This window comes from Pseudorhizobium halotolerans (assembly GCF_902153235.2).
Taxonomy (GTDB): domain Bacteria; phylum Pseudomonadota; class Alphaproteobacteria; order Rhizobiales; family Rhizobiaceae; genus Neorhizobium; species Neorhizobium flavum.
Genome location: NZ_CABFWE030000005.1, coordinates 763,547 through 788,713 on the forward strand (window position 1 = coordinate 763,547; position 25,167 = coordinate 788,713).

General features: G+C 62.3%; 22 protein-coding genes and 2 riboswitches. Of the genes, 11 read left to right on the top strand and 11 right to left on the bottom strand.

Annotated elements, in window-relative coordinates; all coding sequences use genetic code 11:
• Nucleotides 1–12: 12 nt before the first annotated feature.
• Both FN060_RS08625 and FN060_RS08630 read right to left on the bottom strand, forming a co-directional pair.
• Nucleotides 13–621 carry a pyridoxamine 5'-phosphate oxidase family protein gene (locus FN060_RS08625; RefSeq protein WP_142587692.1) on the bottom strand — a complete coding sequence of 203 codons (609 nt, stop codon included), beginning with the start codon at nucleotides 619–621 and terminating at the stop codon, nucleotides 13–15.
• A 67-nt stretch (nucleotides 622–688) separates the two neighbouring features.
• Nucleotides 689–1,390, bottom strand: a complete 702-nt coding sequence (locus FN060_RS08630; protein WP_244665725.1) for an alpha/beta fold hydrolase — start codon at nucleotides 1,388–1,390, stop codon at nucleotides 689–691.
• A 260-nt stretch (nucleotides 1,391–1,650) separates the two neighbouring features.
• Between FN060_RS08630 and FN060_RS08635 the strand changes: the two genes are divergently transcribed.
• Complete coding sequence (locus FN060_RS08635; RefSeq protein ID WP_142587694.1) at nucleotides 1,651–2,127, top strand: MarR family winged helix-turn-helix transcriptional regulator; 477 nt, start codon at nucleotides 1,651–1,653, stop codon at nucleotides 2,125–2,127.
• 3 nt (nucleotides 2,128–2,130) lie between these two features.
• Here FN060_RS08635 and FN060_RS08640 read toward each other — a convergent pair whose 3' ends face one another.
• Entirely contained in the window at nucleotides 2,131–2,505 is a 375-nt protein-coding gene (locus FN060_RS08640; protein WP_142587695.1) for a gamma-butyrobetaine hydroxylase family protein, read from the bottom strand.
• 125 nt (nucleotides 2,506–2,630) lie between these two features.
• Between FN060_RS08640 and moaA the strand changes: the two genes are divergently transcribed.
• The gene (moaA, locus tag FN060_RS08645) at nucleotides 2,631–3,677 is read left to right on the top strand and encodes a GTP 3',8-cyclase MoaA (RefSeq protein ID WP_142587696.1); all 1,047 of its coding nucleotides are present in this window, start codon (nucleotides 2,631–2,633) and stop codon (nucleotides 3,675–3,677) included.
• Between the two features lie 102 nt (nucleotides 3,678–3,779).
• On the opposite strand, the gene dksA is transcribed toward moaA, so the two are convergent.
• Complete coding sequence (gene dksA, locus FN060_RS08650) at nucleotides 3,780–4,199, bottom strand: RNA polymerase-binding protein DksA (protein WP_052642000.1); 420 nt, start codon at nucleotides 4,197–4,199, stop codon at nucleotides 3,780–3,782.
• A 268-nt stretch (nucleotides 4,200–4,467) separates the two neighbouring features.
• Here dksA and FN060_RS08655 point away from each other — a divergent pair, with 268 nt between their 5' ends.
• The 4 genes from FN060_RS08655 to FN060_RS08670 all read left to right on the top strand — a co-directional run bounded on the left by FN060_RS08655 (nucleotide 4,468) and on the right by FN060_RS08670 (nucleotide 8,220).
• Nucleotides 4,468–4,971, top strand: coding sequence for a SixA phosphatase family protein (locus FN060_RS08655; protein ID WP_142587697.1), 504 nt, complete (start codon nucleotides 4,468–4,470; stop codon nucleotides 4,969–4,971).
• 65 nt (nucleotides 4,972–5,036) lie between these two features.
• Nucleotides 5,037–6,506 (top strand): YcjX family GTP-binding protein, encoded by a 1,470-nt coding sequence (locus FN060_RS08660; RefSeq protein ID WP_142587698.1) that lies wholly within the window; start codon nucleotides 5,037–5,039, stop codon nucleotides 6,504–6,506.
• Complete coding sequence (locus FN060_RS08665) at nucleotides 6,503–7,579, top strand: YcjF family protein (RefSeq protein ID WP_142587699.1); 1,077 nt, start codon at nucleotides 6,503–6,505, stop codon at nucleotides 7,577–7,579. Before FN060_RS08660 ends, FN060_RS08665 begins: the two co-directional genes overlap by 4 nt.
• Before the next feature lie 92 nt (nucleotides 7,580–7,671).
• A complete protein-coding gene (locus tag FN060_RS08670) occupies nucleotides 7,672–8,220 on the top strand; it encodes a hypothetical protein (protein WP_052638499.1) in 549 nt (182 codons plus the stop codon).
• On the opposite strand, the gene folK is transcribed toward FN060_RS08670, so the two are convergent.
• Genes folK through folP form a run of 3 tightly spaced genes read right to left on the bottom strand, consistent with a single transcriptional unit; the run spans nucleotide 8,217 to nucleotide 9,986 of the window.
• The gene (folK, locus tag FN060_RS08675; RefSeq protein WP_142587700.1) at nucleotides 8,217–8,720 is read right to left on the bottom strand and encodes a 2-amino-4-hydroxy-6-hydroxymethyldihydropteridine diphosphokinase; all 504 of its coding nucleotides are present in this window, start codon (nucleotides 8,718–8,720) and stop codon (nucleotides 8,217–8,219) included. The two genes, FN060_RS08670 and folK, sit on opposite strands and share 4 nt — an antisense overlap.
• Nucleotides 8,721–8,727: 7 nt before the next feature.
• The gene (gene folB, locus FN060_RS08680; protein ID WP_142587701.1) at nucleotides 8,728–9,093 is read right to left on the bottom strand and encodes a dihydroneopterin aldolase; all 366 of its coding nucleotides are present in this window, start codon (nucleotides 9,091–9,093) and stop codon (nucleotides 8,728–8,730) included.
• Entirely contained in the window at nucleotides 9,090–9,986 is an 897-nt protein-coding gene (folP, locus tag FN060_RS08685) for a dihydropteroate synthase (protein WP_244665726.1), read from the bottom strand. Before folP ends, folB begins: the two co-directional genes overlap by 4 nt.
• A gap of 77 nt (nucleotides 9,987–10,063) precedes the next feature.
• On the opposite strand from folP, the gene FN060_RS08690 reads away from it, so the two are divergent.
• Nucleotides 10,064–10,684 carry a DUF922 domain-containing Zn-dependent protease gene (locus FN060_RS08690; RefSeq protein WP_142587702.1) on the top strand — a complete coding sequence of 207 codons (621 nt, stop codon included), beginning with the start codon at nucleotides 10,064–10,066 and terminating at the stop codon, nucleotides 10,682–10,684.
• A gap of 21 nt (nucleotides 10,685–10,705) precedes the next feature.
• Here the strand turns inward: FN060_RS08690 and FN060_RS08695 are convergent, their stop codons facing one another.
• The gene (locus FN060_RS08695) at nucleotides 10,706–11,026 is read right to left on the bottom strand and encodes a 2Fe-2S iron-sulfur cluster-binding protein (protein ID WP_052638503.1); all 321 of its coding nucleotides are present in this window, start codon (nucleotides 11,024–11,026) and stop codon (nucleotides 10,706–10,708) included.
• Between the two features lie 110 nt (nucleotides 11,027–11,136).
• Complete coding sequence (locus tag FN060_RS08700; RefSeq protein ID WP_142587703.1) at nucleotides 11,137–11,505, bottom strand: Hpt domain-containing protein; 369 nt, start codon at nucleotides 11,503–11,505, stop codon at nucleotides 11,137–11,139.
• 459 nt (nucleotides 11,506–11,964) lie between these two features.
• On the opposite strand from FN060_RS08700, the gene FN060_RS08705 reads away from it, so the two are divergent.
• Nucleotides 11,965–18,480 (top strand): apolipoprotein A-IV repeat region-like domain-containing protein, encoded by a 6,516-nt coding sequence (locus FN060_RS08705; RefSeq protein WP_142587704.1) that lies wholly within the window; start codon nucleotides 11,965–11,967, stop codon nucleotides 18,478–18,480.
• 288 nt (nucleotides 18,481–18,768) lie between these two features.
• Here FN060_RS08705 and FN060_RS08710 read toward each other — a convergent pair whose 3' ends face one another.
• The gene (locus FN060_RS08710) at nucleotides 18,769–19,716 is read right to left on the bottom strand and encodes a copper chaperone PCu(A)C domain-containing protein (protein ID WP_142587705.1); all 948 of its coding nucleotides are present in this window, start codon (nucleotides 19,714–19,716) and stop codon (nucleotides 18,769–18,771) included.
• A gap of 74 nt (nucleotides 19,717–19,790) precedes the next feature.
• Nucleotides 19,791–20,159: a hypothetical protein gene (locus FN060_RS08715; protein ID WP_142587706.1), complete on the bottom strand. Its 369-nt coding sequence runs from the start codon at nucleotides 20,157–20,159 to the stop codon at nucleotides 19,791–19,793.
• Nucleotides 20,160–20,350: 191 nt separating this feature from the next.
• Nucleotides 20,351–20,438: riboswitch (glycine riboswitch) on the top strand.
• Nucleotides 20,439–20,525, top strand: a riboswitch (glycine riboswitch).
• Nucleotides 20,526–20,588: 63 nt separating this feature from the next.
• On the opposite strand from FN060_RS08715, the gene gcvT reads away from it, so the two are divergent.
• Genes gcvT through gcvP form a run of 3 tightly spaced genes read left to right on the top strand, consistent with a single transcriptional unit; the run spans nucleotide 20,589 to nucleotide 24,969 of the window.
• Nucleotides 20,589–21,725: a glycine cleavage system aminomethyltransferase GcvT gene (gene gcvT, locus FN060_RS08720; protein WP_425312149.1), complete on the top strand. Its 1,137-nt coding sequence runs from the start codon at nucleotides 20,589–20,591 to the stop codon at nucleotides 21,723–21,725.
• A 20-nt stretch (nucleotides 21,726–21,745) separates the two neighbouring features.
• Entirely contained in the window at nucleotides 21,746–22,108 is a 363-nt protein-coding gene (gene gcvH / locus FN060_RS08725) for a glycine cleavage system protein GcvH (RefSeq protein WP_077546441.1), read from the top strand.
• A complete protein-coding gene (gene gcvP / locus FN060_RS08730) occupies nucleotides 22,105–24,969 on the top strand; it encodes an aminomethyl-transferring glycine dehydrogenase (protein WP_142587708.1) in 2,865 nt (954 codons plus the stop codon). The genes gcvH and gcvP overlap by 4 nt, the downstream gene beginning before the upstream one ends.
• Nucleotides 24,970–25,167: the final 198 nt, after the last annotated feature.

Consider the following 25,167-nt stretch of genomic DNA (forward strand, 5'->3'; position numbering starts at 1 on the left):
TTACTGGCTTCGCTACCACATCGTCGCTGCCGCGCGTCCCGCCCATTCGCGGTCATAGGTGGCCTGGTCGAAACCTGCCTTCGCAGCTTTCAGCATTGTGCCGGCGCTCGGCAAGGTCGCTGGATCAACAAACTTCTCGGGGTTCCAGAGCTGTGCCCGCATGATCGCTCTCGCACACTGGAAGTAGATTTCACCGATCGTGATCACGATCACCGAGCGGGGATGATGCCCGTCCGTCTCAAAGCTCTCCAGCAGCGACGGCTCGACGGACACAACGGCCGAACCGTTGACGCGCATCGCCGTGTTTGATCCGGGGATGAGGAACATCAGCGCCACCCTCGGGTCCCGGATGATGTTCATCAGCGAATCAACGCGGTTGTTGCCGCGCCAGTCCGGCAAGAGAAGCGTCTTCGGGTCCTGAACGCGGACGCAGCTTCCGGTGTCACCCCGCGGCGAGCAATCCAGCCCCTCAGGGCCGACCGTCGCCAGAGCCATGAACGGCGAAGTTTCGATCATCGAACGATATTCCGGCGTCAGCATCCCCGTGACCTTGGCGACCGAGGCTTCGGTCACGTCGGCGTAGATGTGCCGAAGGTCTTCGATCGTCCGGATGATCGTCATTCTGCCGCCACTCCTGTCTGGTGCAATCTGGCAGGGACGTTACGACGGCAGATCTGTGCAATCAACGTCACGCGGCGGAGTTGCGGCTATCCTCGCCTTGAACGTCGGTGAGAAACGCCGCCACGACTCCTATCACCTCCGGTGCGCTGATGATCCTGCGATGGCCATGACCATTCGCCCAGTGAATTCTCGCTGACGGCACCGTGGCGTAGCGCCGTGCGTGCTCGGCATCGACCTCCTTGTCGTCTTCTGCGTGGACGACGAGCAACGGCTTGCACAGCCTCTGCGCGATGGGAACGCCGTCGAATTCGGATAAGGCCGCACCCGCCACTGTCTCGGCATGGCGCACGAGGTTTCGGCGCATCGACTCGCTGAGGCCGACGACATCCGAGAATCCGTCGAAAAGCCACTCGATTCTGCTGGGTGCCCCAATCACTGCCAGTCGGCCGGGGTTGAATTGTCCGGCGTCAGGCATGATGCCGCCGGCTGCAAGTACAAGACTGGCTCCTCCAAAGGAGTGTCCCACCGCACCGTCGAACGGTCCGAATCGACGCTCCGCTTCAACGATCGCGTCTACGGCCATGCGGATGTTGAGGCGTCGTCCGCTCGAGTGTCCATGGCCGGGAAGATCCAGAACCACAACCTCCGCACCCGTCGATGCAAGGCCTCCCGCCAGCGACGAAATATAGGCGGCCGATGAGCCCCAGCCATGGACGACGAGAAACCGCTTGCTCACCTCCCTATGCTGACCTGCGAAAAGATATGCCATTACTCTTGCCTTCCCCACCCGGAACGGCATGGTCTTGGCAGCGGCAAGCCGTCGGCGGCCCTGAGCGTGGACTTGGCGAGCCTTCGGCCCAGCCGGCCGGCGCGGTGGCGTGCGACAAAACAGTTCGAATGCAAGGCGCGCCGTCACATGGGGTGCATATCTGCTGCCGACGCTGATAACAGGACGGATGACCTTAAGTGCAATCGGTGTCATGGTGGAGAACCTTCATTATGTTCAATGCTGAACAATAAAGTACAAGAATGAACAAAGATCAATCCCTTCCCTGGGACCATCCACGGTTCAAGAGCTGGATCGCGGTTGCCCGCGCCTGCCAGCTGATGCAGTCAGCTCTGGCACGCGATTTGTCACCGCTCGACATCAAGCCGCCGCATCTGGATATCCTCGTCAACCTTTTTCGCTTTGAAGGTATCTCCCAGCAGGAGCTGGCTCACAAGCTGCTCGTCGGACGCTCCAACGTAAGCATGACCCTGCCCCAGCTGGAACGCCGTGGACTGATCGAACGCCGCGGAGACAAACGGGACAAGCGCGTCCTGCGCCTCTTTCTCACGAAGGAGGGCCGGCGGGTCACGGAAGAAGGAATGCGAATCCAGACCGCGCTGATCAACAACATCCTGTCTGCAACCCCCATTGAGGAGTGCCTCGCCATAGGCTCCAACATGGAGCGCGTCGTAGCCGCACTTCAGTCGGAGATGGGGGATGATCAAGGCGACGGCTAGCGCTCAGCGCCTTGGCTGCAGCGGATCGCGGCTGAGGCCCTTCGTTTCCAGCTCGCGCTCGTACTCCGCGAAAAGCCTGCCGCCTTCCTCTCCCAACTGGCGGAGATAGGACCAGGTATAGATGCCGCTGCTGTGACCGTCGTCGAACCCGATACGCACCGCATAATTGCCCGTCGGCGTAAGGCTGCCGATGGTCACATCCCGCTTGCCGGGGACGGTAACCTTCTGCCCCGGTCCATGCCCTTGAACCTCGGCCGAGGGTGACAGCACCCGAAGCATTTCGGCCGGGAGCGGATAGGATGCCTGATCATTGAAGGTCACATGCAGAACCCGGCGGTCCTTTGAAACCCGCAGTTCGGTGGGCCAGATTTCGGTCATGTCCTTGAGGCTCCCTGCAACAATCCAACGAGAACTAGAGGCTGATCCGCTCCTCCGCAAGCAGCGCGAGCCCTCTTGACGCAACTGGCATAGCCGCCCACTTTGTTTATTCAGGAGGACAAGCTGTGAATACACTGGCAGGACCACTCGGCAATGCCCGCCCGCTTGCAGCCGCGGCAGGACCGATGATCGATCCGTTCGGCCGCGCCGTCACCTATTTGCGGGTGTCGGTGACCGATCGATGCGACTTCCGCTGCACCTATTGCATGGCGGAGAACATGACCTTCCTGCCGAAGAAGGACCTACTGACACTGGAGGAGCTGGACCGGCTCTGTTCCGCCTTCATCGCCAAGGGCGTGCGCAAGCTGCGCCTGACCGGCGGCGAGCCGCTGGTGCGCAAGAATATCATGCACCTGGTGCGCGCGCTCGGCCGCCATATCGAGGCGGGACATCTCGACGAACTGACACTGACGACCAACGGTTCGCAACTCGCCCGCCACGCATTGGAACTTTATGACTGCGGCGTGCGACGCATCAACGTGTCGCTCGATACGCTTGACGCTGACAAGTTTCGGACCATCACGCGCTGGGGCGATCTCGGTCGGGTGCTGGACGGTATCGAGGCTGCTCAGAAGGCAGGGCTAAGGATCAAGCTCAACGCTGTGGCCCTCAAGGATTTCAACGAGCACGAAATCCCGAGCATGCTGCGCTGGGCCCATGAACGCGGCATGGATCTGACGGTGATCGAGACCATGCCGATGGGCGAGATCGAGGAAGATCGTACGGACCGCTATCTGCCGCTCTCGAAGCTGCGGGCCGATGTCGAGCAGCAGTTCACGCTGAACGACATTCCATTCAAGACCGGGGGGCCGGCGCGCTACGTTGAGGTCGCGGAAACTGGCGGAAGATTGGGCTTCATCACCCCGATGACCCACAATTTCTGCGAAAGCTGCAATCGGGTCCGCCTCACCTGCACGGGCACACTCTACATGTGCCTCGGACAGAACGACGCCGCGGACCTGCGCACGGCGTTACGAGCCTCCGACGACGATGCCTATCTTTCCGCCGCTATCGACGAGGCAATCCTGCGTAAGCCTAAAGGGCACGATTTCATCATCGACCGCAACAATCGCCCGGCCGTGCCACGCCATATGAGCGTCACCGGAGGCTGAGCCCGCAGGGACGCTGCCCCTGTTGTTTCACAGTAATCTATAGCGGACATAAAAAAGGCGCGGTTACCCACGCCGAGTTGTCTCATGCAAGGGTGAAGCTACCTATTCGTCGCGATAGACCTTCTCGCGACGCTCGTGGCGCTCCTGGGCCTCGATCGACAATGTTGCAATCGGTCGGGCATCAAGACGCTTGAGGCCGATCGGCTCGCCGGTTTCCTCGCAGAAGCCGTAGGTGCCGTCTTCGATGCGCTGCAAGGCGGCGTCGATCTTGGAGATCAGCTTTCGCTGCCGGTCGCGAGCGCGTAGTTCGATCGCCCTGTCGGTCTCCGAAGAGGCCCGATCGGCGAGATCCGGATGGTTGGCACTTTCTTCCGCGAGATGGTCCAGCGTCTCGCGCGCCTCCCTGAGGATGTCGTTCTTCCAGGCGATCAGCTTCGCCCTAAAATACGCCCTCTGGTTCGCATTCATGAACTCATCGTCTTCCGAGAGCACATAATTGCTAAGATCGATCTTCTCACTCAACGCGATTCTCCCGAAGAACATCTCAAGGCGGGCTCTATATCCCAATCGGCTACTGCGGTTCAAGCCTGTTGGGTGCTTTACGGCGATTTTTAGAACTGTCGCAATATTGGGCTAAGAGCCTAGAATTTAACCAGTTTATTCTTTGAAGCCTCGACCATCTACTCTCTCACTTGCCTCCCCCCCCAACGCTACGTTGCCGACCATGGTCATGGTTGACGTCATTCTTCCCCCCGGTTACCCATCGACTGAACCGCTCCTCAGGCCCTTGATGAACATGATCTCCCAGCCCCTCACCCGCGTTTATCTGCTGCGTCATGCAAGGTCTGCCTGGGCGCAACCTGGTGAACGGGATTTCGACAGGCCGCTGGACGACGAGGGCTATGCGGAAGCCGAGATTGTGGCGGAGAAGGCCCTGGATCGGGGCTACAGACCCGCCCGGGTTATCAGTTCGACCGCCCTGCGCTGCCGTCAGACCGCCGAAGCTATACGACGCGCCCTCGATCAGAACCTGGAACTGCTATTCATCGACGAACTCTACAACGCCCCGCTCGATGTCTATCTCGAAATGATCGCGTCTTCGACCGAAGCCGAGTCCATGATGTTCATCGGCCACAACCCAACGATCGAAGAGGTATTCGAGAAGCTTGCCGGCGCCGATACGACCGCGGCCGCGATCCCGACCGGCTACCCAACGGCCGGGCTTGCCGTACTCGAACGCCCCGCGGCCTCTCATGAGCGGCACTGGACCCTGACGGACTTCCTGACCGCCTGATACAGGAGCCAGCTTTCATCCCCGGCATCAGGCGCCTATATAGGCGAAAACAAGGGGATGTGACTTTGCCGCCTTCGCTGACCAGCCTCACTGACGACGCACGAATCGCTCTGGACAACCTCGGAGACAGGGCCTCTTCCCTGGTGAACCCTTCGATCCGGCTCGGCGTCACTGGCCTCTCGCGAGCGGGCAAGACCGTCTTCATCTCTTCCCTGGTCCACAATCTCTTGAATGGTGGGCGGTTGCCCCTGTTCGAGCCCGTCCGTTCCGGCCGCGTCTCGCGCGTGCGGCTGGAGCCGCAACCAGACGACGCCATCCCTCGCTTCCAGTATGAGGATCACATACAGGCACTTGTCAGGGAGAGGGTATGGCCGGATTCGACGCGCGCTATTTCCGAACTGCGCATCACCCTGGATTACCAGAGCGCCAGCGGGTGGAGCCGGATGTTCTCGCGTGGCCGCCTGTCCATCGACATCGTCGACTATCCGGGCGAGTGGCTGCTGGACCTGCCGCTTCTCGCTCAGGACTATCGAACTTTCAGCGCCAACACGGTCAGCCTTGCACGGAGCGGCGTCCGCGCGGAGCTTTCCAGAGAGTGGCTCGCCCTGGCGGAAAGCGTCGACGCGGAGGCACCCGGAGACGAGATGGCTGCGCGCCGTCTCTCCGAAGCCTTCGCTGCCTACCTGAAGGCCTGCAAATCAGACGAACGATCACTTTCGACCCTTCCGCCAGGCCGGTTCCTGATGCCCGGGGATCTCGACGGTTCACCTGCCCTCACCTTCTCACCGCTGCCCTATGTCCCGGAAGAGCGCGCACCGAAGGGCTCGCTCCGGGCGATGATGGAGCGGCGTTATGAGGCCTACAAATCAGTCGTCGTGAAGCCCTTCTTCAGAGAGCATTTTGCGCGGCTTGACCGGCAGATCGTGCTGATCGACGCGCTGCAGGCGATCAACCGCGGCGAGGAGGCGGTCCACGATCTCGAACGGGCGCTTGGCGATGTCCTTGCCTGCTTCCGTCCGGGGACCAACAGCTTGCTGTCGTCTCTCCTCGGGCGGCGGATCGACAAGGTGCTTGTCGCTGCCACCAAGTCCGACCACCTCCATCACGAGAGCCATGACCGGCTGGAGCGTATTACCGCTCGCTTGGTCGATCGCGCGATTAGGCGAATCGGCATGGCGGGAGCCGGAATCGAGGTTATGGCCATTGCGTCGGTGCGGGCCACGCGCGAGGCGACGGTCACCGAGGGGGGACACGTTCTCCCGGTCATCGTCGGCACGCCAATGGCGGGCGAAACGATCGGATCCGAGGTGTTCGACGGTCTCCGCAAGACTGCCGTCTTCCCCGGCGATCTGCCCGCCAGCCCGGACGTTCTCTTCAGAGGAGCCGACGGCGGCCAGCCGGAGTTTCCGGAGATCAACTTCGTCCGCTTCCGCCCTCCCGCACTGGAAGAGACGAGCGGCGGCCTCAAGCTGTCCGTGCCGCATATCCGCCTCGACCGCGCGCTGCAGTTTCTCCTGGGGGATCGACTCGCATGACGACATCGAACCGCAAAGGACGCCGCCCCGGCGCTTTTCAAATCGAGGAGGAGGAAGGGCACGGTGCCGCCCCTGCCGTACGCAGGTCGCCGCGAAGCTTCGAGGAAAACGTCGTCCTGACGTCGGAGGAGGACGATCCCTTCCTGACGCCGCCCGAACTTGCGGATCGGGACGTTCCCGTCGCAGAACCGAGGACACGCAGACGGTTCTCCTTCGCCAATGTCGCACTTGCCGCGTTCGGCACATTTCTTTCGCTGGCCTTTGGCCTCTGGGCGGACAGCGTCGTACGGAACCTCTTTGCACGTTCGGACTGGCTTGGTTACGCGGCACTGTCAGCCCTTGCGATCGGGCTGATCGCGGTTGCGGTCGTCGTGGGCCGGGAGATCTACGGCCTCATGCGGCTTTCGGCAGTCCAGACACTGAAGGTCGAGGCCGAGGAGGCCGCAGCTGCACCCCTTCCCGGCGCGGCCAGGGCCGTAGTGGCGACCCTCGCCCGCCTCCTTTCGCACCGGGCGGAGACGGCCAAGGGACGGGCCGTCCTGGAAGCGACAAAGGACGAGATCATCGACGGACCGCAGATGATCGAACTCGCTGAACGCGAACTACTCGCGCCGCTCGACAGGCGCGCGCGGGCGCTCATCCTCAATGCGTCCAAGCGGGTCTCGATCGTGACCGCCGTCAGCCCTCGCGCCGTCGTTGATCTTGCCTATGTCGTCTTCGAGGTGTCGCGGCTGGTGCGTGCCATGGCGGAGTTGTACGGCGGCAGGCCAGGAACGCTCGGCCTCTTTCGCCTCTTGCGTGATGTCGTGGCGCACCTGGCGGTCACCGGCTCGATTGCGGTGGGCGATGGTCTGGCACAGCAGGTGCTGGGTCACGGCGTCGCCGCAAGGCTCTCAAAGCGTCTAGGCGAAGGGGTGATAAACGGGCTCCTCACCGCGCGCATCGGCATTGCCGCAATGGACCTCTGCCGACCGCTGCCGTTTCGCGCGCTGAAGCGCCCGGGAGTCGGCGACTTCTTCGGTGATCTGGCGCAATTCGGCCGAGACGACGATACCCGCGACACACCGCGATAGTCGTTCCGGAACGTCGCGGATACCACTCATTAACCAATCCGAAGCTATGGTGAACACTCGAAAACGAGCTGGCACCCGCCTAGGAAAGCAACATGTATCTGCGCATCTTTTCCGTGATCGGCGGCCTCGCTGCCGCCTTCGTCGCCGACTCCGCCATGGCGCCCGATGCGTCAGCCGCACCGCGGGACAAGGCATTCTTCCAGTCCGTCGCCGGCACCTGGAAGGGTCCGGGCGAGATCGTCGCTGGCAAGTACAAAGGCACCAAGTTCAACTGCAGCCTGACGGGACAATCGGTTTCCAGCACTGAAGCCGGCATCAAGCTTGACGGCACGTGCCGGGTTGGCGTCTTTAAGCAGCCCATGTCTGCCGTGATCACGCAGAACGGCAAGGGTTACAAGGGCCAGTTCCTGGATGGCGCCGACGGCAAGGGCCTCGATATCGTCTCGGGTGCCGTGAACGGCGACAAGGTCGTGGTCGGAATCAACCGCGCCCAGTTGAACGGGGCCATGGTTGCGAGCCTGCGAGACCCCAACACCATGAACATCACGATCTCGGTCAAGGTGGAAGATCAGATGATCCCGGTCATCGGGCTGACTCTCGACCGCGACCTCGATTCGATCGCAGTGGGCTCGATCGACTAGCGCTCGCGCCACCAGTTCTGGTTTTCGCTCGCGGGATGGATGCCGCTACTATCCGTCCTGCGAAGCCATTCCGATAGGCTCTGGCCGGACACCACCATCTCGGGCGCGATTTCTGCGAGTGGCACGAGTACGAAAGCACGCTCCACCATCCGAGGATGCGGAAGCGCCAGCCTTTCGGTTTCCATTTCCCGGTTACCGAAGGTGAGGATGTCGATGTCGATCGTCCTCGGTCCCCAACGCTCGACCCGCTCCCTCTTCATGCTACGTTCCACCGACAGGCAGACATCCAGAAGCGCCTCTGGCCCCAGCGATGTCTCCACCAGAGCGCAACAGTTCAGGAAATGCGCCTGGTCCGTCTTGCCCCATGGCGGCGTCTTGTAAAGCCGCGATACGGCTGACACTGCGCAGTCGTCGCGCGCATCGAGCCCCCGCAGGGCCTCCGCCATCGCAGCTTGCGGATCCCCAATATTTCCCCCAAGGCCAAGCGCCGCTGTGGTCATGATCTTATCAGCGCCTATGCACGACGCGCACTTCCGCGTGATCCAGCACTCCCTGGATCGGCGCGCTCGGCTTGCGCACCGTTATGGCGGCCCTCCGGATCTGCGGAAAATGCTGGCAGAGCGCCACGGCAATGTCCATGGCGAGCGTCTCGATCAGCCGTCGCTGGCTGCCCGTGACGATCTCCTCGATGAGGGTGAAGGCGACACCGTAGTCAACAGTGTCCTCCACGCGATCGGTGGTCAGAACGTCGCCCGCTTCCACCTCCAGTTCCGCATCGATGAAAAACCGCTGCCCCAGACGGTTCTCTTCCGCGTGGACACCGTGACGAGCGAAGAAGGCGCAATTCTTGAGGGTGATCGTGTAGGTACTCACTGTAGCGTCTCCTCTGCGTGAACACGGATCAGCGCGTCCGCGATACCGAGCGCGTCGCGGTTGGCGGCAACATTATGGACGCGAAAGATCGCGGCGCCGGCGAGCCGCAGGATTGCCGTCGTCGCAGCCGTCCCGATGTCACGGTCTGCAGCGATTTCCCGACCGGTGGCCGCGCCTATGAAGCGTTTGCGGGACGCACCGACAAGCCAGGGGAAGCCGATCTCGGTCAATTCAGCAAACCGAGCCACGATCTGGAGATTGTGGTCGGAATCCTTGGCGAAGCCGAAACCCGGATCGAGCACGATGGCCTCGGACGCCACGCCGGCCGCCTCGGCGATGGCGAGCGAAACCTTGAAGAAGGCGTGCTGGTCGGCGATCACATCGTCGATGATCTCGCCTTCCCGGCCGCGACCAGTATGCATGATGCAGAGCCCGGCGCCTGTCGCGGCCGCAACGGAGGCGATCGCTGGCTCCCGCTGCAGGCCGTGGACATCATTGATGATGTGGGCACCCGCTGCCATCGCCAGGCGGGCCGTCTCGGCGCGATACGTGTCCACGGATATCAGTGCATCCGTTTCTTTCGTTAGCCGCTCGATCACCGGAAGCACCCGATCCTGTTCTTCCGCGGCGCTGACCGGCGCTCCGCCGGGCCGGGTGGATTCGCCGCCGACATCGAGGATCGCCGCCCCTTCGCGAACGCAGGCAAGGCCATGGGCGACCGCAAGCTCGAGACTGCGGTGCAATCCGCCGTCCGAAAATGAATCTGGCGTGACGTTGATGATGGCCATGATATGGCCGCTGTTGGCCAGTTCAAGATGACGACCACGGCCGACCCGCCAGATTTTCGGGACGGGGATGTTCGGCTTGGCGTCATCGGTGCGGGAGTAACGCAAATTTTTCTGCCTCTGTGTTGCGCTGCCGAGGGCTATGCCCCAAGCTCCCTTCAAGTTCAATGTCCGCAGGCTCCAGAATGTCGCTGATTCCTTGTTTCCGTTGTGTTGCCGGCGGTCTGGTTGCCATGTGCATGCTCTCCTCCACTGCCTCGGCGGAGCCTCTGATCAGCAAGACCTACGGCTATTTCTCGATCGGCGGGAAAACTGCCGAGGCACTGGATCGCGAGCTCGAAAGGCGTGGGCCGGTAACCAATGCCACCGGGCATCGCCATCCGGGAGCGACGGAGATCAAGTTTGGTGGTGAGGTCACCTATCTCGAGCGCGGCAAGGAGTGTTCAGTGGGCAACGTGAAGGTCACGTTGAAGACAAACCTCATCCTGCCTCGCTGGAAGAACCGCCGCACCGCCGACAAGAACCTTCGCTTCATCTGGGACACGCTGTCGGCAGACATCAAGCGACACGAGGAGCGACATGCGGAGATAGCCCGCACGTATGCGCGAACCCTTGAAAGGGATCTGCACGCCCTCCGCTCCGCCAGCAGTTGCCCGGAACTGGAGAAAAAGGTCGGCGCGGTAACGAAGCGCGTTCTCGAAGCCCATGATCGCGACCAGATGCGGTTCGATCGGATCGAATCAAAGAACTTCGACAACCGTATGATGCGTCTGCTGAAGTACCGAATGGGGCAGAACGATGGGTAATAAGGAGCTAGCCCCGGCGCGTCAGCCTTGCCTCTCAGGCACCTGGACAACCAGCCCTTCGAGCGCATCGGTCATCTTGATCTGACAGGAAAGACGGGAGGTCGGCCGCACATCGTGGGCGAAGTCGAGCATATCCTCTTCCATGGCCGAGGGCGCGCCGACGGCTTCAGCCCATGCATCGTCGACATAGACGTGACAAGTAGCGCAGGCACAGGCGCCACCGCATTCGGCTTCGATGCCGGGCACAGAGTTGCGGACGGCATTCTCCATCACCGTCGATCCGTTGCTCGCATCTATATCGAAGCGCGTTCCGTCGAAGGCGACGATGGTCAGTTTCGTCATGATTAGGAAATCCGTATGAACAGTCTCGATGAACGGGTCTGCTCATCGAGCAGTTCCGCCGGGCCGTCAACATAGGTTTGCATGCCCGGCGTCGCAATGGCGGGTTGGGTTTATCGGCAAAGCCTGAGAATGAAGTTTTCCGTTTCGACGATGGCTGTGGCAATCTTTGCCATCGATGTCGCCTCAGCTCCCTTTTCCTCGATCCGCATCGCCAGGTCGGCGACGGTAAACGCGCCGACCGAGGATGCTGCACCCTTCAGCCGATGAGCGGCAGCAATGATGGCGGAGCTTTCTCCGCTGCTCATCTCCAGCATGGCCTTCCGCGCCTGGCGTGCGAAAATCTGCAGGATCTCGACCTCAAGGGTCTTGTCTCCCATCGTCTGTCGAGCGAGATGCACGAGGTCTATCGGGCGGGACTGGGATGGGGAGAGCGCGCGCTGGGTCGCAGGGGCTTCGAATGCAATTGCTGTTGCGGCCATGGGAACGATGATCCTAAAGATGCTATTTGAGAGCATCCTGCCGCCAAACCGGCGCCATAGCGTTAAGAAAGGCCGAGCGGCCCCTTGAATCTCACCCTATGGTTAATTTCCGCTAAGATGCTTGTTTTATGGGATTTTCCAAAAGTCTTATGGTTTAAATCCTGTTAACAACCCGTTTTGGCTTTTTGGCGCTTCCAGGGGGCCGAATTGTTAAGACCCCTCAGATGTGCCACTACAATACAGTTGGAGAGGCGGGAGTCCGCTCCTGCATCCGTGGATGGCCGCGTGGTAAGTTTTCCTTATCATCCGTTTGGAACAAGGCTATCCGAGAGTAAAGTGAAACGGGAAACGCCGACGCCATGAAGGCGAGGCTTTCCGGCAGGCAGTGTCTCTTCTTCGTTTGCAGGGCGGGCAGACAGGACGGGATGGCCGGGCGAGTATGTAGCGAGGCGTAACCGCATGGCGAAGAAGACCAGCAGCGAGTCGATGGATGAAACGGCGTTCCAGGCTCTGGAAGATGCGTTGAAGATCGACTTCATCGAGGATCAGGAGGCGACACGCCAAAAACCTGCATCCTCTGCCTCGGAGGCCAGAGTGTCTGAAACCAAGCAGCGTCCCTCACCGGCGCGTGGCGAGAACCCGGCAGCTCCTCCCCGTTCGCCGGCGGCGGAGCCTGCGGCTCGTGCACCCGTGTTCGAGCCGGCCAATGATGCGAGCCGCCGCAGTTCCGTGAACCTGCTTAAGACACTGGAAGGCGGGACGATGCGCAGTTCCCTGCGCAATGCCACAATCGTCTCCGTTCTTTGGGCGATCGGCGGTCTCGGACTGGCGCAACTTCTCTACGGTGCACAGCTCTGGAGTTCGGGTTCCGTCGGCGGCCTGGTCGCAATGCCCGGCCTCGTGGCGATCCTCGTGGGCATCATCGTTCCCATCCTGCTATTCTTCGCATTTGCCACGATGATGGCCCGGGCGCAGGACATGCGCAATGCCGCGCGCTCCATGGCGGAAGTCGCGCTGCGTCTGTCCGAGCCGGAGACAGTGGCATCCGAGCGAATCATGACAGTCGGCCAGGCCGTTCGCCGCGAAGTGTCCGCGATGAACGAGGGAATCGAGCGAACGATTGCGCGGGCAACCGAACTGGAGACCCTCGTCCATTCGGAGGTCAATGCCCTCGAACGCAGCTACACCGACAACGAATTGCGCGTACGAGGTCTGGTCCACGAGCTCGGCGCGGAGCGCGACGCCATCGTCAACCATGCCGAACGCATCCGTTCGTCGATCGTTGGAGCTCACGAGCAGCTCAAGGAAGAACTGTCGCTGGCGACCGAGGAGATCGCCGTGCGGTTGGCGACTTCGGGCGAGGCTTTCGCATCACTGATCGACACACGCGCCGCCGCGCTGACGGAAAAGACCAATGCGGCCGGCGAAGCGCTGGGCTCGCTACTCGCCGCGAAGGCCGACGAACTGGTGCGAACCCTTGGCTCATCCGGCGTTGCGCTCGCCAGCGAGTTCGATGAACGGCTCGAAAACCTGTCAATGACGCTGGCTCAGCGCGGGCAGGCACTGCTCGGCGAATTCGAGACACGGGCCTCCACACTGGATGCCAGCACGGAACGTCTCAATGCGGCGCTTGCCGACCGGACGCGGCAGCTGAATGAGACGCTCGTTGCACGAACCCGCGAGATCACGGATGGGCTCTCGGAAGGCGAACGCTCTATTACCGGGTCGCTCGAAGCGGTCCTCACGTCGTTGAACAAGGCCTTGGATGACAAGGGCAGCGCGTTCAGGCAGAGCCTGAAATCTGCTGCCGACGACGCCGTCATGGACCTCGATCTGCGCTCTGGGCTCTTCGAGGAGCGCCTGCAGGCGACCGTCGGCCAGCTCAGCACGACCTTCGACAATGGGCTCGACGCGCTCACGACGGCCTTCGACCAGCGAGCCGGCAGCCTTGACAGCAAACTCATGGACAGCCTGGCCCGCATCAACGAGACGGTGGCCACAGGGTCCGACTCGATCGAAGGCATCCTCAGCAGCAGCATTGCGCAGATCGGCAATACCCTGACCGAACAGTCACTGGCATTGGCGACAGCGCTTGGTACCGGTCAGGACGTCCTCGATTCCATGCTGGAGGACCGCAGCCGCGAGTTCAGCGAGGCTCTCGCTGCACGCACGACCGAAATCACCGGCGCGATGGGCACGAGCCGCGAGACGATCGAGGCAGTTCTCTCCGACCGCAGCAGCGCGCTGATCGAGGCGTTGAACGAAACGCAAGGCAAGTTCGAGCGTGCTGTGGGTGATCGTTCGGAATCAGTAATTGCCGCGCTTGCGGCCGGCCAGGACCGCTTTGCGGAGACTCTCGACGCAAAAACGGCGGCAATCGAGTCGGTCGTCGCAGACGCACCGCAGAGGCTTGCAAGCCTCCTGGACGAGCGCGCCGCTACGATCGCGCGCCATCTTCAGGAGGGCGAGGAAAAGATCGGCTCCGGTTTCGACCAGCGGATGGACAATCTCGCGCAGACGCTGTCAGCGAGCGGCGATCGGATTGGCGAACTCCTCGACGACAAGACGATGGATATCAGCACGGCCTTCGCGCTCGGCGAAGACCGTATTGCCGGCATCCTTGACGGCCTCGCCGATGCTCCCGAGCGTCTGGCCGCGACCATGGACGAGCGCGCTGCGCAGATCGCCCGGAATATCGAGGAAGGAAGCCTGCGCCTCAGCGAAGGCCTCGATCAGCGAGTAGCCACCCTCTCGCAGACGCTTGCCGCGAATGGCGACCGGATCGGCGAACTTCTTGACGACAAGACGATGGAGCTCAGCACCGCTCTCGCACTCGGCGAGGACCGGCTTACCACCTTTCTCAACAATGTCACCGATACACCGGAGCGGCTTGCGGCGGTCCTGGACGAGCGTGCCGCCCAGATCGCGCAGAATATCGAGGATGGAAGCCAACGCCTCGGCGAGGGCCTTGATCAGCGGGTGGCCAACCTGACCCAGGCACTTGCTCAGAATGGCGAGCGGATTGGTGAACTCCTCGATGACAAGACGATGGAGCTGAGCACGGCCTTTGCGCTCGGCGAGGATCGAATTGCCGGCATTCTAGACAGCGTCGCCGACACGCCGGAGCGGCTTTCGTCCGTCCTGGACGAGCGAGCTGCGCAGATCGCTCGGCATATCGAGGAAGGAAGCCAGCGCCTCGGCGAAAGCCTTGACGAGCGGGTAACCACCCTCTCGCAGACACTGGCCGAGAATGGTGATCGGCTCGGGAATCTCCTTGACGATAAAACGATGGAGATCAGCACGGCATTCGCACTTGGCGAAGACCGCATCACTGGCGTTCTGACCAACCTCGCCGAGACTCCGGAACGCCTCTCCGGTATTCTCGATGAGCGGGCCGCCCTGATTGCGCGTCACATGGAGGAAGGCGAACAACGGCTTGGAGAAGGTCTCGATCGCCGCGTTGAACAACTCGCCTCTACCATCGCGTCGAACGGCGACCGGATCGCCGAGATGCTCGACGACAAGACGATGGAACTCAGCACCGCATTTGCGCTGGGCGAAGACCGGCTCTCCGGCGTACTCGACGAAAAGGCGGGTGCACTCAACACTCTTGCGGCTGACGCTGAGAACCGCATCGAACAGTCGATCAGCGAGATCTCTATCAGGGTGGGCGATGTCCTCGGGGACGGCGCACGCCGGTTCGAGGAGAGCGTATCTGGCGGCGCGGAGCGTATCGAATCCGTCATTGGCACGGGTCAGGAACGCATCGCCGCGACGCTCGGTCTCGGACATCAGCAGTTCAGCGACACGGTTGCTGCCGCCAACGAACAGATGGAACAGACACTGGGTTCGGGCTACGAACGCCTGAGAGCAACACTGGAGGAGCGGAGCAACATGATCTCCGCCGCCCTCACCCAGAGCGAGGACAAGATTTCCGAACTGATGTCGGAACAGGTGATCTCGATCGGCACGACCATCGCCACCAGCGCCGGAATGTTGGAAATGTCCCTGGAAAGCCAGCAGGACGCCCTTCGCGCGGCACTCGATGGCGCCGGCACCGACCTCGAACAACGGCTGAACAGCACCACCGGGGTCATTGCGGAACGCCTGAACGAGGCAGCACGGGAGATCAGCCTCTCGGCCGAGAACCTTTCGGGACGGATCGAGCAGACCATCGGTAGCGTCGAGGCAGCCCTTGGTGAAACGGGCAGCAAGGTGGAGGCGACCTTCGGCGGCCTCGAGACCCGCATCCGCAGCGAGCTTTCGAGTGTCACCGAGCTAGTCGACGGCGCCGGCCGCGACATCGGCGACGCGCTTGCTCAACGCACCGCCGAGCTGGAGCGCATCAGCACCGACGCCCACGATCGGATCGCAGGTACCATGGACAGCGGGACGGCTCGCCTCGACGAGCGCCTTTCGACCATGGACCGAGCACTGGCCGTCGGCTTGGATGCGGTCACCCGCACGATCGAAGGCAAGGCCGCAGGTCTTGCAGCCAGCCTCCGCGAAGCGGTCAGCGCCGCTGCAGCTGGAATGGACGACGAGGCGATGCGCTCGGCAGAAATGCTCACCCGCACCGGCTCCGAGTTCAGTGAAGGCCTCGCCCAGCGCAATGCCGAGTTCACCCGCTCGATCGAGGAACAGTCGAGCGAGATCGTAAACCGCATTTCGGAAACGCAAACCCGCCTCGCCGGCCAGGCGGCAACAGTCGCTCAGGCTTTCTCCGAAGCCGGCAATGCCATCGTCAACAAGGTCTCTGAAGCTGATGCCTTGGTCAAGAAGCAGGTCACGGCGATCTCGGCAGCACTCGGGGAGGCTGAGCAGGCGCTTCAGGAACGCGGCGGCTCATTGCGCGGAGTTCTTGCCGAGACGGCGACCGAGTTGCAGTCCGCTATGGAAGCGGTGGACAAGGCACTGGCCGCTCGCGGCGATGCCATTCGCTCCGCCCTCGACAGCCGCACCCGCGATCTCAACTCGATGCTTGCAAGCCGCACGACCGAACTGTCCCGTCTCATCGAGGAAGAGGCAAGGCCGGTGGTCGAACAGTACAGCGAGGCCAGCCGTTCCGCCGCCGCAGAAATTGCATCTGCAGCTCGGGAAAGCACAGAGCGCCTCGTGGCGGCCGCCAGCGAAAGCAGCAGCAGGATACGCAGCGAGAACGATGCGCTTGTGGATGCCATCGCCGCCCGAACAAACGAGGCCTTGTCCGCCCTCACCCAGCGGGCCGAGAACACCGCAAGTGCCATGCTGTCGGTCGAGAGAAGCCTTACGGGCAACGTCAATGCGCTGATCGAACGTCTGGCGGAAAGCAATTCCGGGATCTCCAGTCTTGTCGAACGTGCTGCGCACGACATCACCTCGGCAGCCGACCAGGCGCTCGAGCGTCTTTCCGGCGTCGACGAGAAGCTCGGATCTACCGCCAGCCGCTTCTCCGAGTCCGCGGCTCACGCGGCAGACATGGTCTCCGGCTCCAGCCGCCTGCTGGAAAACAACATCGACCGGCTGGCAAACATTTCCGGCCAGACGCTCAACCAGGTCGGTGGCATTGTCGGCCGGTTCGACGACCACTCAAAGGTGCTCGCCCAGGCGTCCGAATTGCTCGGAGCTGCACAATCCAACCTTGCCAATACGCTCGACGAGCGTCAAACGGCCCTTCGCAGCCTCTCCGTGGGTCTCGTCAAGCGCTCCGAGGAAATCGAAGCGACGATGCGCAGTCTCGCCACCCTGGTGGAAGGCGCATTTGAACGGGCCGAGGGCAGATCTTCGCAGGTAGCGGCGCATCTGCGCGAAAGCCTCCAAGGCGCGTTCGCCGATATCGGCCGTACGCTTGGTGAGACCCAGCAGCGTGCCGACGTTACCGCCGAAGCCATGCGAACCTCGCTCCTTGGCGCAAGCGAAGAAGCCAACCGGGCGGTTGACGCCACTATGGCCAACGCCGAGCAGCGTGCCCGCGGTCTCTCGGAGCGCATCCGAAGCGGCGTGGAGGGCTCGCTTACAGATGTCGAGCGCATGCTGGGAGACGCGACCAGCCGCACGGACGACGCCGCCACCCATCTGCGCGAACTGCTGCGCAAGTCGGTGGACGAGGCTGTAGGCCGCTTCTCCGGCGCAACTGACGAGATCCGCCGGTCTGCCGAGCAGATCCGCGAGGAACTGGACAGCACCCGCGTCGAACTGCGGCGTGGAGCCTTTGATCTGCCGGAAGAAGCCAAGGAGAACGCTGCCGCTATGCGGCGCGCGGTGTCGGAGCAGATCAAGGCGCTGCAGGACTTGTCGCAACTGGTCGGCCGTTCCGCGCAGGCACTCGAAGTATCGCAGCCGGCGCCGGTCCGTGCCCCTGCACCTCAGCCCGCTCCAGCGCCCCGCGCTCAGCCGGCAGCGGCAACCCTTCCGCCACAGCCGGCTCCTCCGGCCCGTGGGGAGACCCTGCCCGCCGGATTGCGGGGCAGCCTGAACCTCGATCGCACTTCGCCCACGCGGCCCGCGGAACCTGCTGCCAGGGGACAGGAAGGTGGCTGGATCTCCGATCTGCTGCGCGGCGCTTCGCGGGAGGAAGCCCCTGCCCGACCCGCCGCACGGCCGACCGAGCAGCCGGCACCTCGCGGCGGTGGCGACAATCGCAATCCGCGCCACATGGTCGAATCGCTGAATTCATTGTCGGTCGATATCGCCCGAGCCATAGACCACGACGCGTCCGTCGATCTCTGGCGCCGCTATCAGCGTGGCGAGCGCGACGTGTTCACCCGCCGCCTCTACACACTGAAGGGCCAGCAGACCTTCGACGAGATCAAGCGCAAATATGAGCGCGAGCCGGAGTTCCGTACGGCGGTCGACCGCTATATCGGCGATTTCGAAAAACTTCTCGCCGACGTCGCCCGGACTGATCCGGACAAGACGGTCACGCAGAGCTACCTGACTTCCGACACGGGCAAGGTCTACACGATGCTCGCCCACGCGGCCGGACGGTTCAGTTAATCGCTCCTGCCACGTTTTGAATGAGTGCGGCCAAGGTTGCTCTTCCCACTGCCAATCAACCCGCCGGTATCCGCCGGCGGGTTTCTTGTTTGGCGGACGCCGCCTTCGCGTCATGCGGCAATGGCAGGGTTCGGAGGGACTGCGTGGACGTGACACGGGCGGTTCGGCCTCCCAGGGCACCCCGCGAACGTCGACCTATCCTCCCCTCGTAGCCAGCAGACTAAAAAGCCGCCGTCTCCAGGACAGCGGCCTTCGAAGCACTTCAAACCCAGAATTCGTTCGGGTTTTTTAGTTGTGCTGGTGCCCCTTCGGCGCGGCGTCACGGACCGGGAAGATGACGTCGATGCTGCCGGCCTTCTCGAAGGTCAGCGTCACCGGAACACTGTCACCTTCCTTGAAGGGCGTCTTTACCTGCATGAACATCAAGTGCAGGCCGCCAGGCTTGAGTTCGACTGTCTCGCCAGCCGGCACCTCTATGCCGTTCTCGAGCTTGCGCATCTTCATGACGTCGCCCTCCATCGCCATCTCGTGAAGTTCGACGATCTCGGAAGCTGGCGAAGTAGCCGAGATGAGGCGGTCAGCGCCCCCCGCATTTCGGATCGTGACGAACCCGCCGCCGACCGGCTGATTGGGTAGCATGGCCCGGGTGAAGGCTCCTTCCACGGAAATCGGGCCTACCATCGCCGGTGCCGGAGCCGACATATGCTCCTGGCCTTGCTTCTCGACCACCATCACCACCGGCGCAGGATTCTTGAGGTCATGAGCATCTTGTCCGGGTGCGGCAACCTCCGTCCAGGCAACGCTTGCGTCACTGCCGCAAAGCTGGGTGGCAGGAAAGGCAAGTTCCGTCCCCGCAGCAACACCGGAAATCTTGCCTCGAATAACGAAGGTGTCGTAGTACTCGTCCGGCAGTTCGCCCCCCTTCCAACGGATTTCGGCAGGGCCTGCGCTGACTTTGGTGCCGTGGTTGTCGTAGGTCTTCTGGTATTCGCCCCGGATGACCTCTAGTTCCCAGCCCGGCTTCGGCTGCGGCTTTGCAAAGACGAAGCCTTCCGGCAATTCGATCCGAACCTCGTTTGTCGCCTTGCCTTCGCAGCCGTGCGGCACCTGCAACTGCATGAGCGCGTAACCTTCTGCGGCAACGGTGGCGCTGGTGAACGTGGCATGAGCCTGGGCGGTGCCCGTAGCGGCGAGAACGGCGAGAGCCGACAGCTTCATCGTCTTGATGGTGGTCATGGTCTGTATCCCCTTCCGGCTGCGCTCATGGCTGCAAGACCGGACGTGTTGATCTGAAGAGATGTTCGTCTGGTTCAGATCATCACGGGTGGAGCACGCGAACTCGGTCGCGCAAGCGCGGTGAATCCGACCCGAAGAGATTCGATCCTAGGCGGATTGAGGAGAAAGGCTTGCTGCAGAGGCACGCCCAGCCCTCCGGCCGGCGGCGGCAGGAGGATGGAGGCTGCCAGAAGGCAGGCCTCGCAATAGGGGCGAGTGCCCTCTTCCCGGTGCGAGCCATGCGTTCCTGGCTCGCCGTGATCAGCGCAGATATCGGCAAAGCTGCCGTCGGGCAGTCGGTAGGCTTCGCTGAACGCATCGGCAGGCCAGGCAACCTGGACCGGCTGGTGGCTGAATCCAAGCGACATGAACACCATGGCGCAGAGGATGCGCAACATGTTCATCGATCTGGGGCTCCGGAAAACCATCGCTTCGCTCATTCGTGGCCTGATGCCGATTATCTTACCGATAGACAAAGAGCAAATCCCTGCAGTTGCTTCTTTGCGCCGCATCAACATCCGCTCCGCCAGCGAAGATTCTTCCCGACAGTTCGGGATAGCCCTTGCCAAGCGCCCTGCCTCCCGGATAATGGGCGGCACGTACGTTGGGAGAAGCCGCTTCATTGCGGTGCCGAAGGAGCAACCGCCCCGGAAACTCTCAGGCAAAAGGACCAGCGCACGGCCTAGCAGGACTCTGGAGAGAGGCGCCGCCGATAAGGCGGTGCACGCCGAAGGGATAACAATCTCAGGCGCAAGGACAGAGGGGGCTCATGAACCGGGCGCGACCGCGCCGTCAAATGAGCTTACGCGTCCATGACGCACCTGGAGGCATTCTTGGATCAGGCCCCTGTCCTCAAGCAAACCCCGCTGCATGCACTGCATCTGTCGCTTGGCGCCAAGATGGTGCCCTTCGCCGGATACGATATGCCGGTGCAATACCCTCTCGGCGTGATGAAGGAACACCTGCATACCCGCGCCGCAGCAGGTCTGTTCGACGTCTCCCACATGGGCCAGGTCGTGGTCAAAGCAACCTCCGGAAAGCTCGAGGACGCTGCGCTGGCTCTCGAAAGACTCGTTCCGGTCGACATTCTGGGGCTGAAACCCGGACGCCAGCGCTATGGCTTCTTCACGGGCGACAACGGCGGCATCCTGGATGACCTGATGATCGCAAATCGCGCCGATCACCTCTTCGTCGTCGTCAACGCCGCCTGCAAGGATCAGGACGTCGCCCACATGAAGGCCAACATTGCCGGCTGCGACGTAACGCTGCTCGGCGACCGGGCGCTGCTTGCCCTTCAAGGCCCGAAGGCCGAGGAGGTTCTTGCCAACCTGTGGCCCGGCGCAAGCGAAATAAAATTCATGGACGTGCAGGACGCCTCCATCCTCGGCGCCGACTGTATCATCTCCCGCTCCGGCTATTCCGGCGAGGACGGCTACGAGATCTCCGTTCCGGCGGACAAGGCAGAGGAGCTTGCAAAGGCGCTGTTGGCGCATCCGGGTTGCGAACCGATAGGTCTTGGCGCCCGCGACTCGCTACGGCTCGAAGCCGGGCTTTGCCTATACGGCAACGACATCGACACCACCACCTCGCCGGTCGAGGCTTCGCTGGAATGGGCGATCCAGAAGGTCCGGCGCCCCGGTGGCGAGCGCGCCGGCGGCTACCCCGGCGCAGCGCGCATCGAGGAAGACCTGACGCAAGGGCCTGCTCGTCGCCGGGTCGGACTGAAGCCGGAGGGCAAGGCGCCGGTTCGATCCCATGCCATCCTCTATGCGGAAGATTCGCCTGAGTCGCCGGTCGGGGAGGTTACCTCCGGAACATTCGGTCCCTCCGTCGAAGGACCTGTGGCAATGGGTTACGTTCCGGCCTCGCTTTCCGAACCCGGCACCCCCGTCTTTGCCGAGGTCCGTGGCAAGTACCTGCCGCTGACCGTCACCGCGCTTCCCTTTATCAAGCCGACCTATAAACGCTGAAAAAACCTCCGGAGAGAACCATGCTGAAATTCACCCCTGAACATGAATGGCTGAAGCTTGAGGGCGATGTCGCCACCGTCGGCATTACCACCCATGCTGCGGAGCAACTGGGCGATCTCGTTTTCGTCGAACTGCCAGAAGTCGGTGCTGAACTGACCAAGGACGGCAATGCCGCCACGGTCGAATCGGTCAAGGCGGCATCAGACGTCTATGCACCGCTCGATGGCGAGGTGACCGAGGTAAACCAGGCGATCGTCGATGATCCTTCGCTGGTCAATTCCGATCCGCAGGGAGCAGCCTGGTTCTTCAAGCTGAAGCTAAAGAACCCGTCTGATGCCGATGCTCTGCTTGACGAATCCGCCTACAAGGACCTGATCGGATGACCGACAGCACGGATTTCCATTTCACCGACTACCAGCCCTACGACTTCGCGAACCGCCGCCATATCGGGCCCTCGCCCTCGGAAATGGCCGAGATGCTGAAGGTTGTGGGTTACCCGACGCTCGACAAGCTGATCGATGCCACCGTCCCCGCCTCTATACGCCAGAAAGAGCCACTGTCATGGGGCGCGGCGCTGACTGAGCGGGAAGCGCTCGACAGGCTGCGCGAGACGGCCAACCGGAACCAGGTCCTCACCTCCCTGATCGGCCAGGGCTACTACGGCACCATCACGCCGCCGGTCATTCAGCGCAACATTCTTGAAAACCCCGCCTGGTACACGGCCTATACGCCATACCAGCCGGAAATCTCCCAAGGCCGGCTCGAGGCGCTCCTGAACTTCCAGACGATGATCTCGGACCTCACCGGGCTCGACGTCGCCAACGCCTCCCTGCTTGACGAAGCCACGGCAGCTGCCGAAGCCATGGCGCTCTGCCAGCGCCAGGCGAAGTCCAAGGCGACCGCCTTCTTCGTGGACAGGGAATGCCACCCGCAGACAATCGCACTGATCGAGACGCGTGCAGCACCGCTCGGCTGGACTGTCATCGTCGGTGATCCGATGACGGACCTCGATCCGGTCGACGTCTTCGGCGCGATCTTCCAGTATCCCGGCACCCACGGCCATGTCCGTGATTTCTCCGGCCTGATTGCGCGGCTCCACCAGACGGGCGCGGTCGCGGCCGTCGCCGCCGACCTTTTGGCCCTGACGCTCCTGAAGTCTCCCGGCGAGATGGGTGCGGACATCGCCATCGGTTCGTCGCAGCGCTTTGGCGTTCCGGTCGGCTACGGAGGCCCGCACGCCGCCTACATGGCAGTGAAGGATACCCACAAGCGCGCCATGCCCGGCCGCCTCGTCGGCGTCTCAGTGGATGCTCGCGGCAACCGCGCTTACCGCCTGTCGCTGCAGACCCGCGAGCAGCATATCCGTCGCGAAAAGGCGACCTCGAACATCTGCACCGCGCAGGTCCTGCTCGCCGTCATGGCCTCCATGTACGGCGTCTTCCATGGCCCGGACGGATTGAAGGCGATCGCCCAGCAGGTCCACAGGAAGGCCGTACTGATGGCTAAGGGCCTCGAGAAGCTCGGCTACAAGGTTGAACCCGAGACCTTCTTCGACACGATTACTGTCGAAGTCGGCCACATGCAGGGCCTCATCCTGAGGGCGGCCGTGGCGGAAGGGGTCAACCTGCGCAAGGTCGGCGAGACGAGGATCGGCATGTCGCTCGACGAGCGCACAAGGCCTGTAACGCTAGAAGCCGTCTGGCGCGCCTTCGGCGGCAATTTCAGGGTCTCCGACTTCGAGCCGACGTATCGCCTGCCGCAGGATCTGCTGCGCAAATCCGCCTATATGACGCATCCGATCTTCCACATGAACCGCGCGGAAAGCGAGATGACGCGCTACATCCGCCGCCTGTCGGACCGGGACCTCGCTCTTGACCGGGCAATGATCCCGCTCGGCTCCTGCACGATGAAGCTCAATGCGACGGCGGAAATGCTGCCGATCACCTGGCCGGAATTCTCCGACATCCACCCCTTCGTGCCGGCAGACCAGGCGCTGGGCTACAAGGAGATGATCGACGACCTGTCGTCAAAGCTTTGCCAGATCACCGGCTATGACGCCTTCTCCATGCAGCCGAACTCGGGTGCCCAGGGCGAATATGCCGGCCTCCTCACCATCCGCAACTACCATATCGCCAACGGCGACACGCATCGTGATGTGTGCCTGATCCCGACCTCCGCTCACGGCACAAACCCGGCTTCGGCGCAGATGGCTGGAATGAAGGTCGTGCCCGTCAAGGCCAAGGAGAACGGTGACGTCGACCTGGAGGACTTCCGCGCCAAGGCGGAAGAGCACGCGGCAAGTCTCTCCTGCTGCATGATCACCTATCCGTCGACGCACGGAGTATTCGAGGAGACGGTCAAGGAGATCTGCGAGATCACTCACCGCCACGGTGGCCAGGTCTATCTCGACGGCGCGAACATGAACGCCATGGTCGGGTTGTCCCGCCCTGGCGACATCGGTTCGGACGTCTCGCACCTTAACCTGCACAAGACCTTCTGCATTCCACATGGCGGGGGCGGTCCCGGCATGGGACCCATCGGCGTCAAGGCGCATCTCGCCCCTTACCTGCCGGGTCATCCGCAGTGGCACGGTGGACAGGGTGCCGTTTCGGCAGCGCCATTCGGCTCACCCTCGATTCTTCCGATCTCCTGGTCCTACTGCCTCATGATGGGCGGCGAAGGCCTGACCCAGGCGACCAAGGTGGCGATCCTAAACGCCAACTACATCGCCGCCCGGCTGAAGGGGGCCTATGACGTACTCTACAAGTCGGCCAACGGCCGCGTTGCCCATGAGTGCATCATCGACACGCGTCCACTGAATGCCTCGGCGGGAGTCACCGTCGACGATATTGCCAAACGCCTGATCGACTGCGGCTTCCATGCACCAACCATGAGCTGGCCGGTTGCCGGCACGCTGATGATCGAGCCGACTGAGTCGGAGACCAAGGCAGAGATCGATCGCTTCTGCGATGCGATGCTGGCGATCCGCGAGGAAGCCCGTGCCATCGAGGACGGCAAGGCGGACAAGGAGAACAACCCTCTGAAGAACGCCCCGCACACCGTGGAAGACCTGGTCGGCGAATGGAACCGGCCTTATAGCCGCGAGCAGGCCTGCTTCCCGCCCGGGTCCTTCCGGGTCGACAAATACTGGTCTCCTGTCAACCGGATCGACAATGTCTATGGCGACCGCAACCTCGTCTGTACCTGCCCGCCGATGAGCGAATACGCCGAAGCGGCAGAGTAAGACATCCTGATGTAGAATCGCCGGCCCTGCCTGGGGCCGGAACCCTTCTTGAAAAGCAGCTTCTGTATTTATTTCGTTCCAGCCCTTGTTTGGGCTCATTAAAGCGTTATGTTTACATCATCGAACTTTGCTAGCGACTTTTGTCCTCAGCCACGGCTGTTTCAGATTTCCTCTCAACGTCGATTTTAGATCGGTCAA

Coding starts and splice junctions, on each gene's coding strand:
- FN060_RS08625 (WP_142587692.1), bottom strand. CDS start 621: ATGACGATCATCCGGACGATCGAAGACCTTCGGCACATCTACGCCGAC.
- FN060_RS08630 (WP_244665725.1), bottom strand. CDS start 1,390: ATGGCATATCTTTTCGCAGGTCAGCATAGGGAGGTGAGCAAGCGGTTT.
- FN060_RS08635 (WP_142587694.1), top strand. CDS start 1,651: ATGAACAAAGATCAATCCCTTCCCTGGGACCATCCACGGTTCAAGAGC.
- FN060_RS08640 (WP_142587695.1), bottom strand. CDS start 2,505: ATGACCGAAATCTGGCCCACCGAACTGCGGGTTTCAAAGGACCGCCGG.
- FN060_RS08655 (WP_142587697.1), top strand. CDS start 4,468: ATGAACATGATCTCCCAGCCCCTCACCCGCGTTTATCTGCTGCGTCAT.
- FN060_RS08665 (WP_142587699.1), top strand. CDS start 6,503: ATGACGACATCGAACCGCAAAGGACGCCGCCCCGGCGCTTTTCAAATC.
- FN060_RS08670 (WP_052638499.1), top strand. CDS start 7,672: ATGTATCTGCGCATCTTTTCCGTGATCGGCGGCCTCGCTGCCGCCTTC.
- folK (WP_142587700.1), bottom strand. CDS start 8,720: ATGACCACAGCGGCGCTTGGCCTTGGGGGAAATATTGGGGATCCGCAA.
- FN060_RS08690 (WP_142587702.1), top strand. CDS start 10,064: ATGTCGCTGATTCCTTGTTTCCGTTGTGTTGCCGGCGGTCTGGTTGCC.
- FN060_RS08695 (WP_052638503.1), bottom strand. CDS start 11,026: ATGACGAAACTGACCATCGTCGCCTTCGACGGAACGCGCTTCGATATA.
- FN060_RS08700 (WP_142587703.1), bottom strand. CDS start 11,505: ATGGCCGCAACAGCAATTGCATTCGAAGCCCCTGCGACCCAGCGCGCG.
- FN060_RS08705 (WP_142587704.1), top strand. CDS start 11,965: ATGGCGAAGAAGACCAGCAGCGAGTCGATGGATGAAACGGCGTTCCAG.
- FN060_RS08710 (WP_142587705.1), bottom strand. CDS start 19,716: ATGACCACCATCAAGACGATGAAGCTGTCGGCTCTCGCCGTTCTCGCC.
- FN060_RS08715 (WP_142587706.1), bottom strand. CDS start 20,159: ATGAACATGTTGCGCATCCTCTGCGCCATGGTGTTCATGTCGCTTGGA.
- gcvH (WP_077546441.1), top strand. CDS start 21,746: ATGCTGAAATTCACCCCTGAACATGAATGGCTGAAGCTTGAGGGCGAT.
- gcvP (WP_142587708.1), top strand. CDS start 22,105: ATGACCGACAGCACGGATTTCCATTTCACCGACTACCAGCCCTACGAC.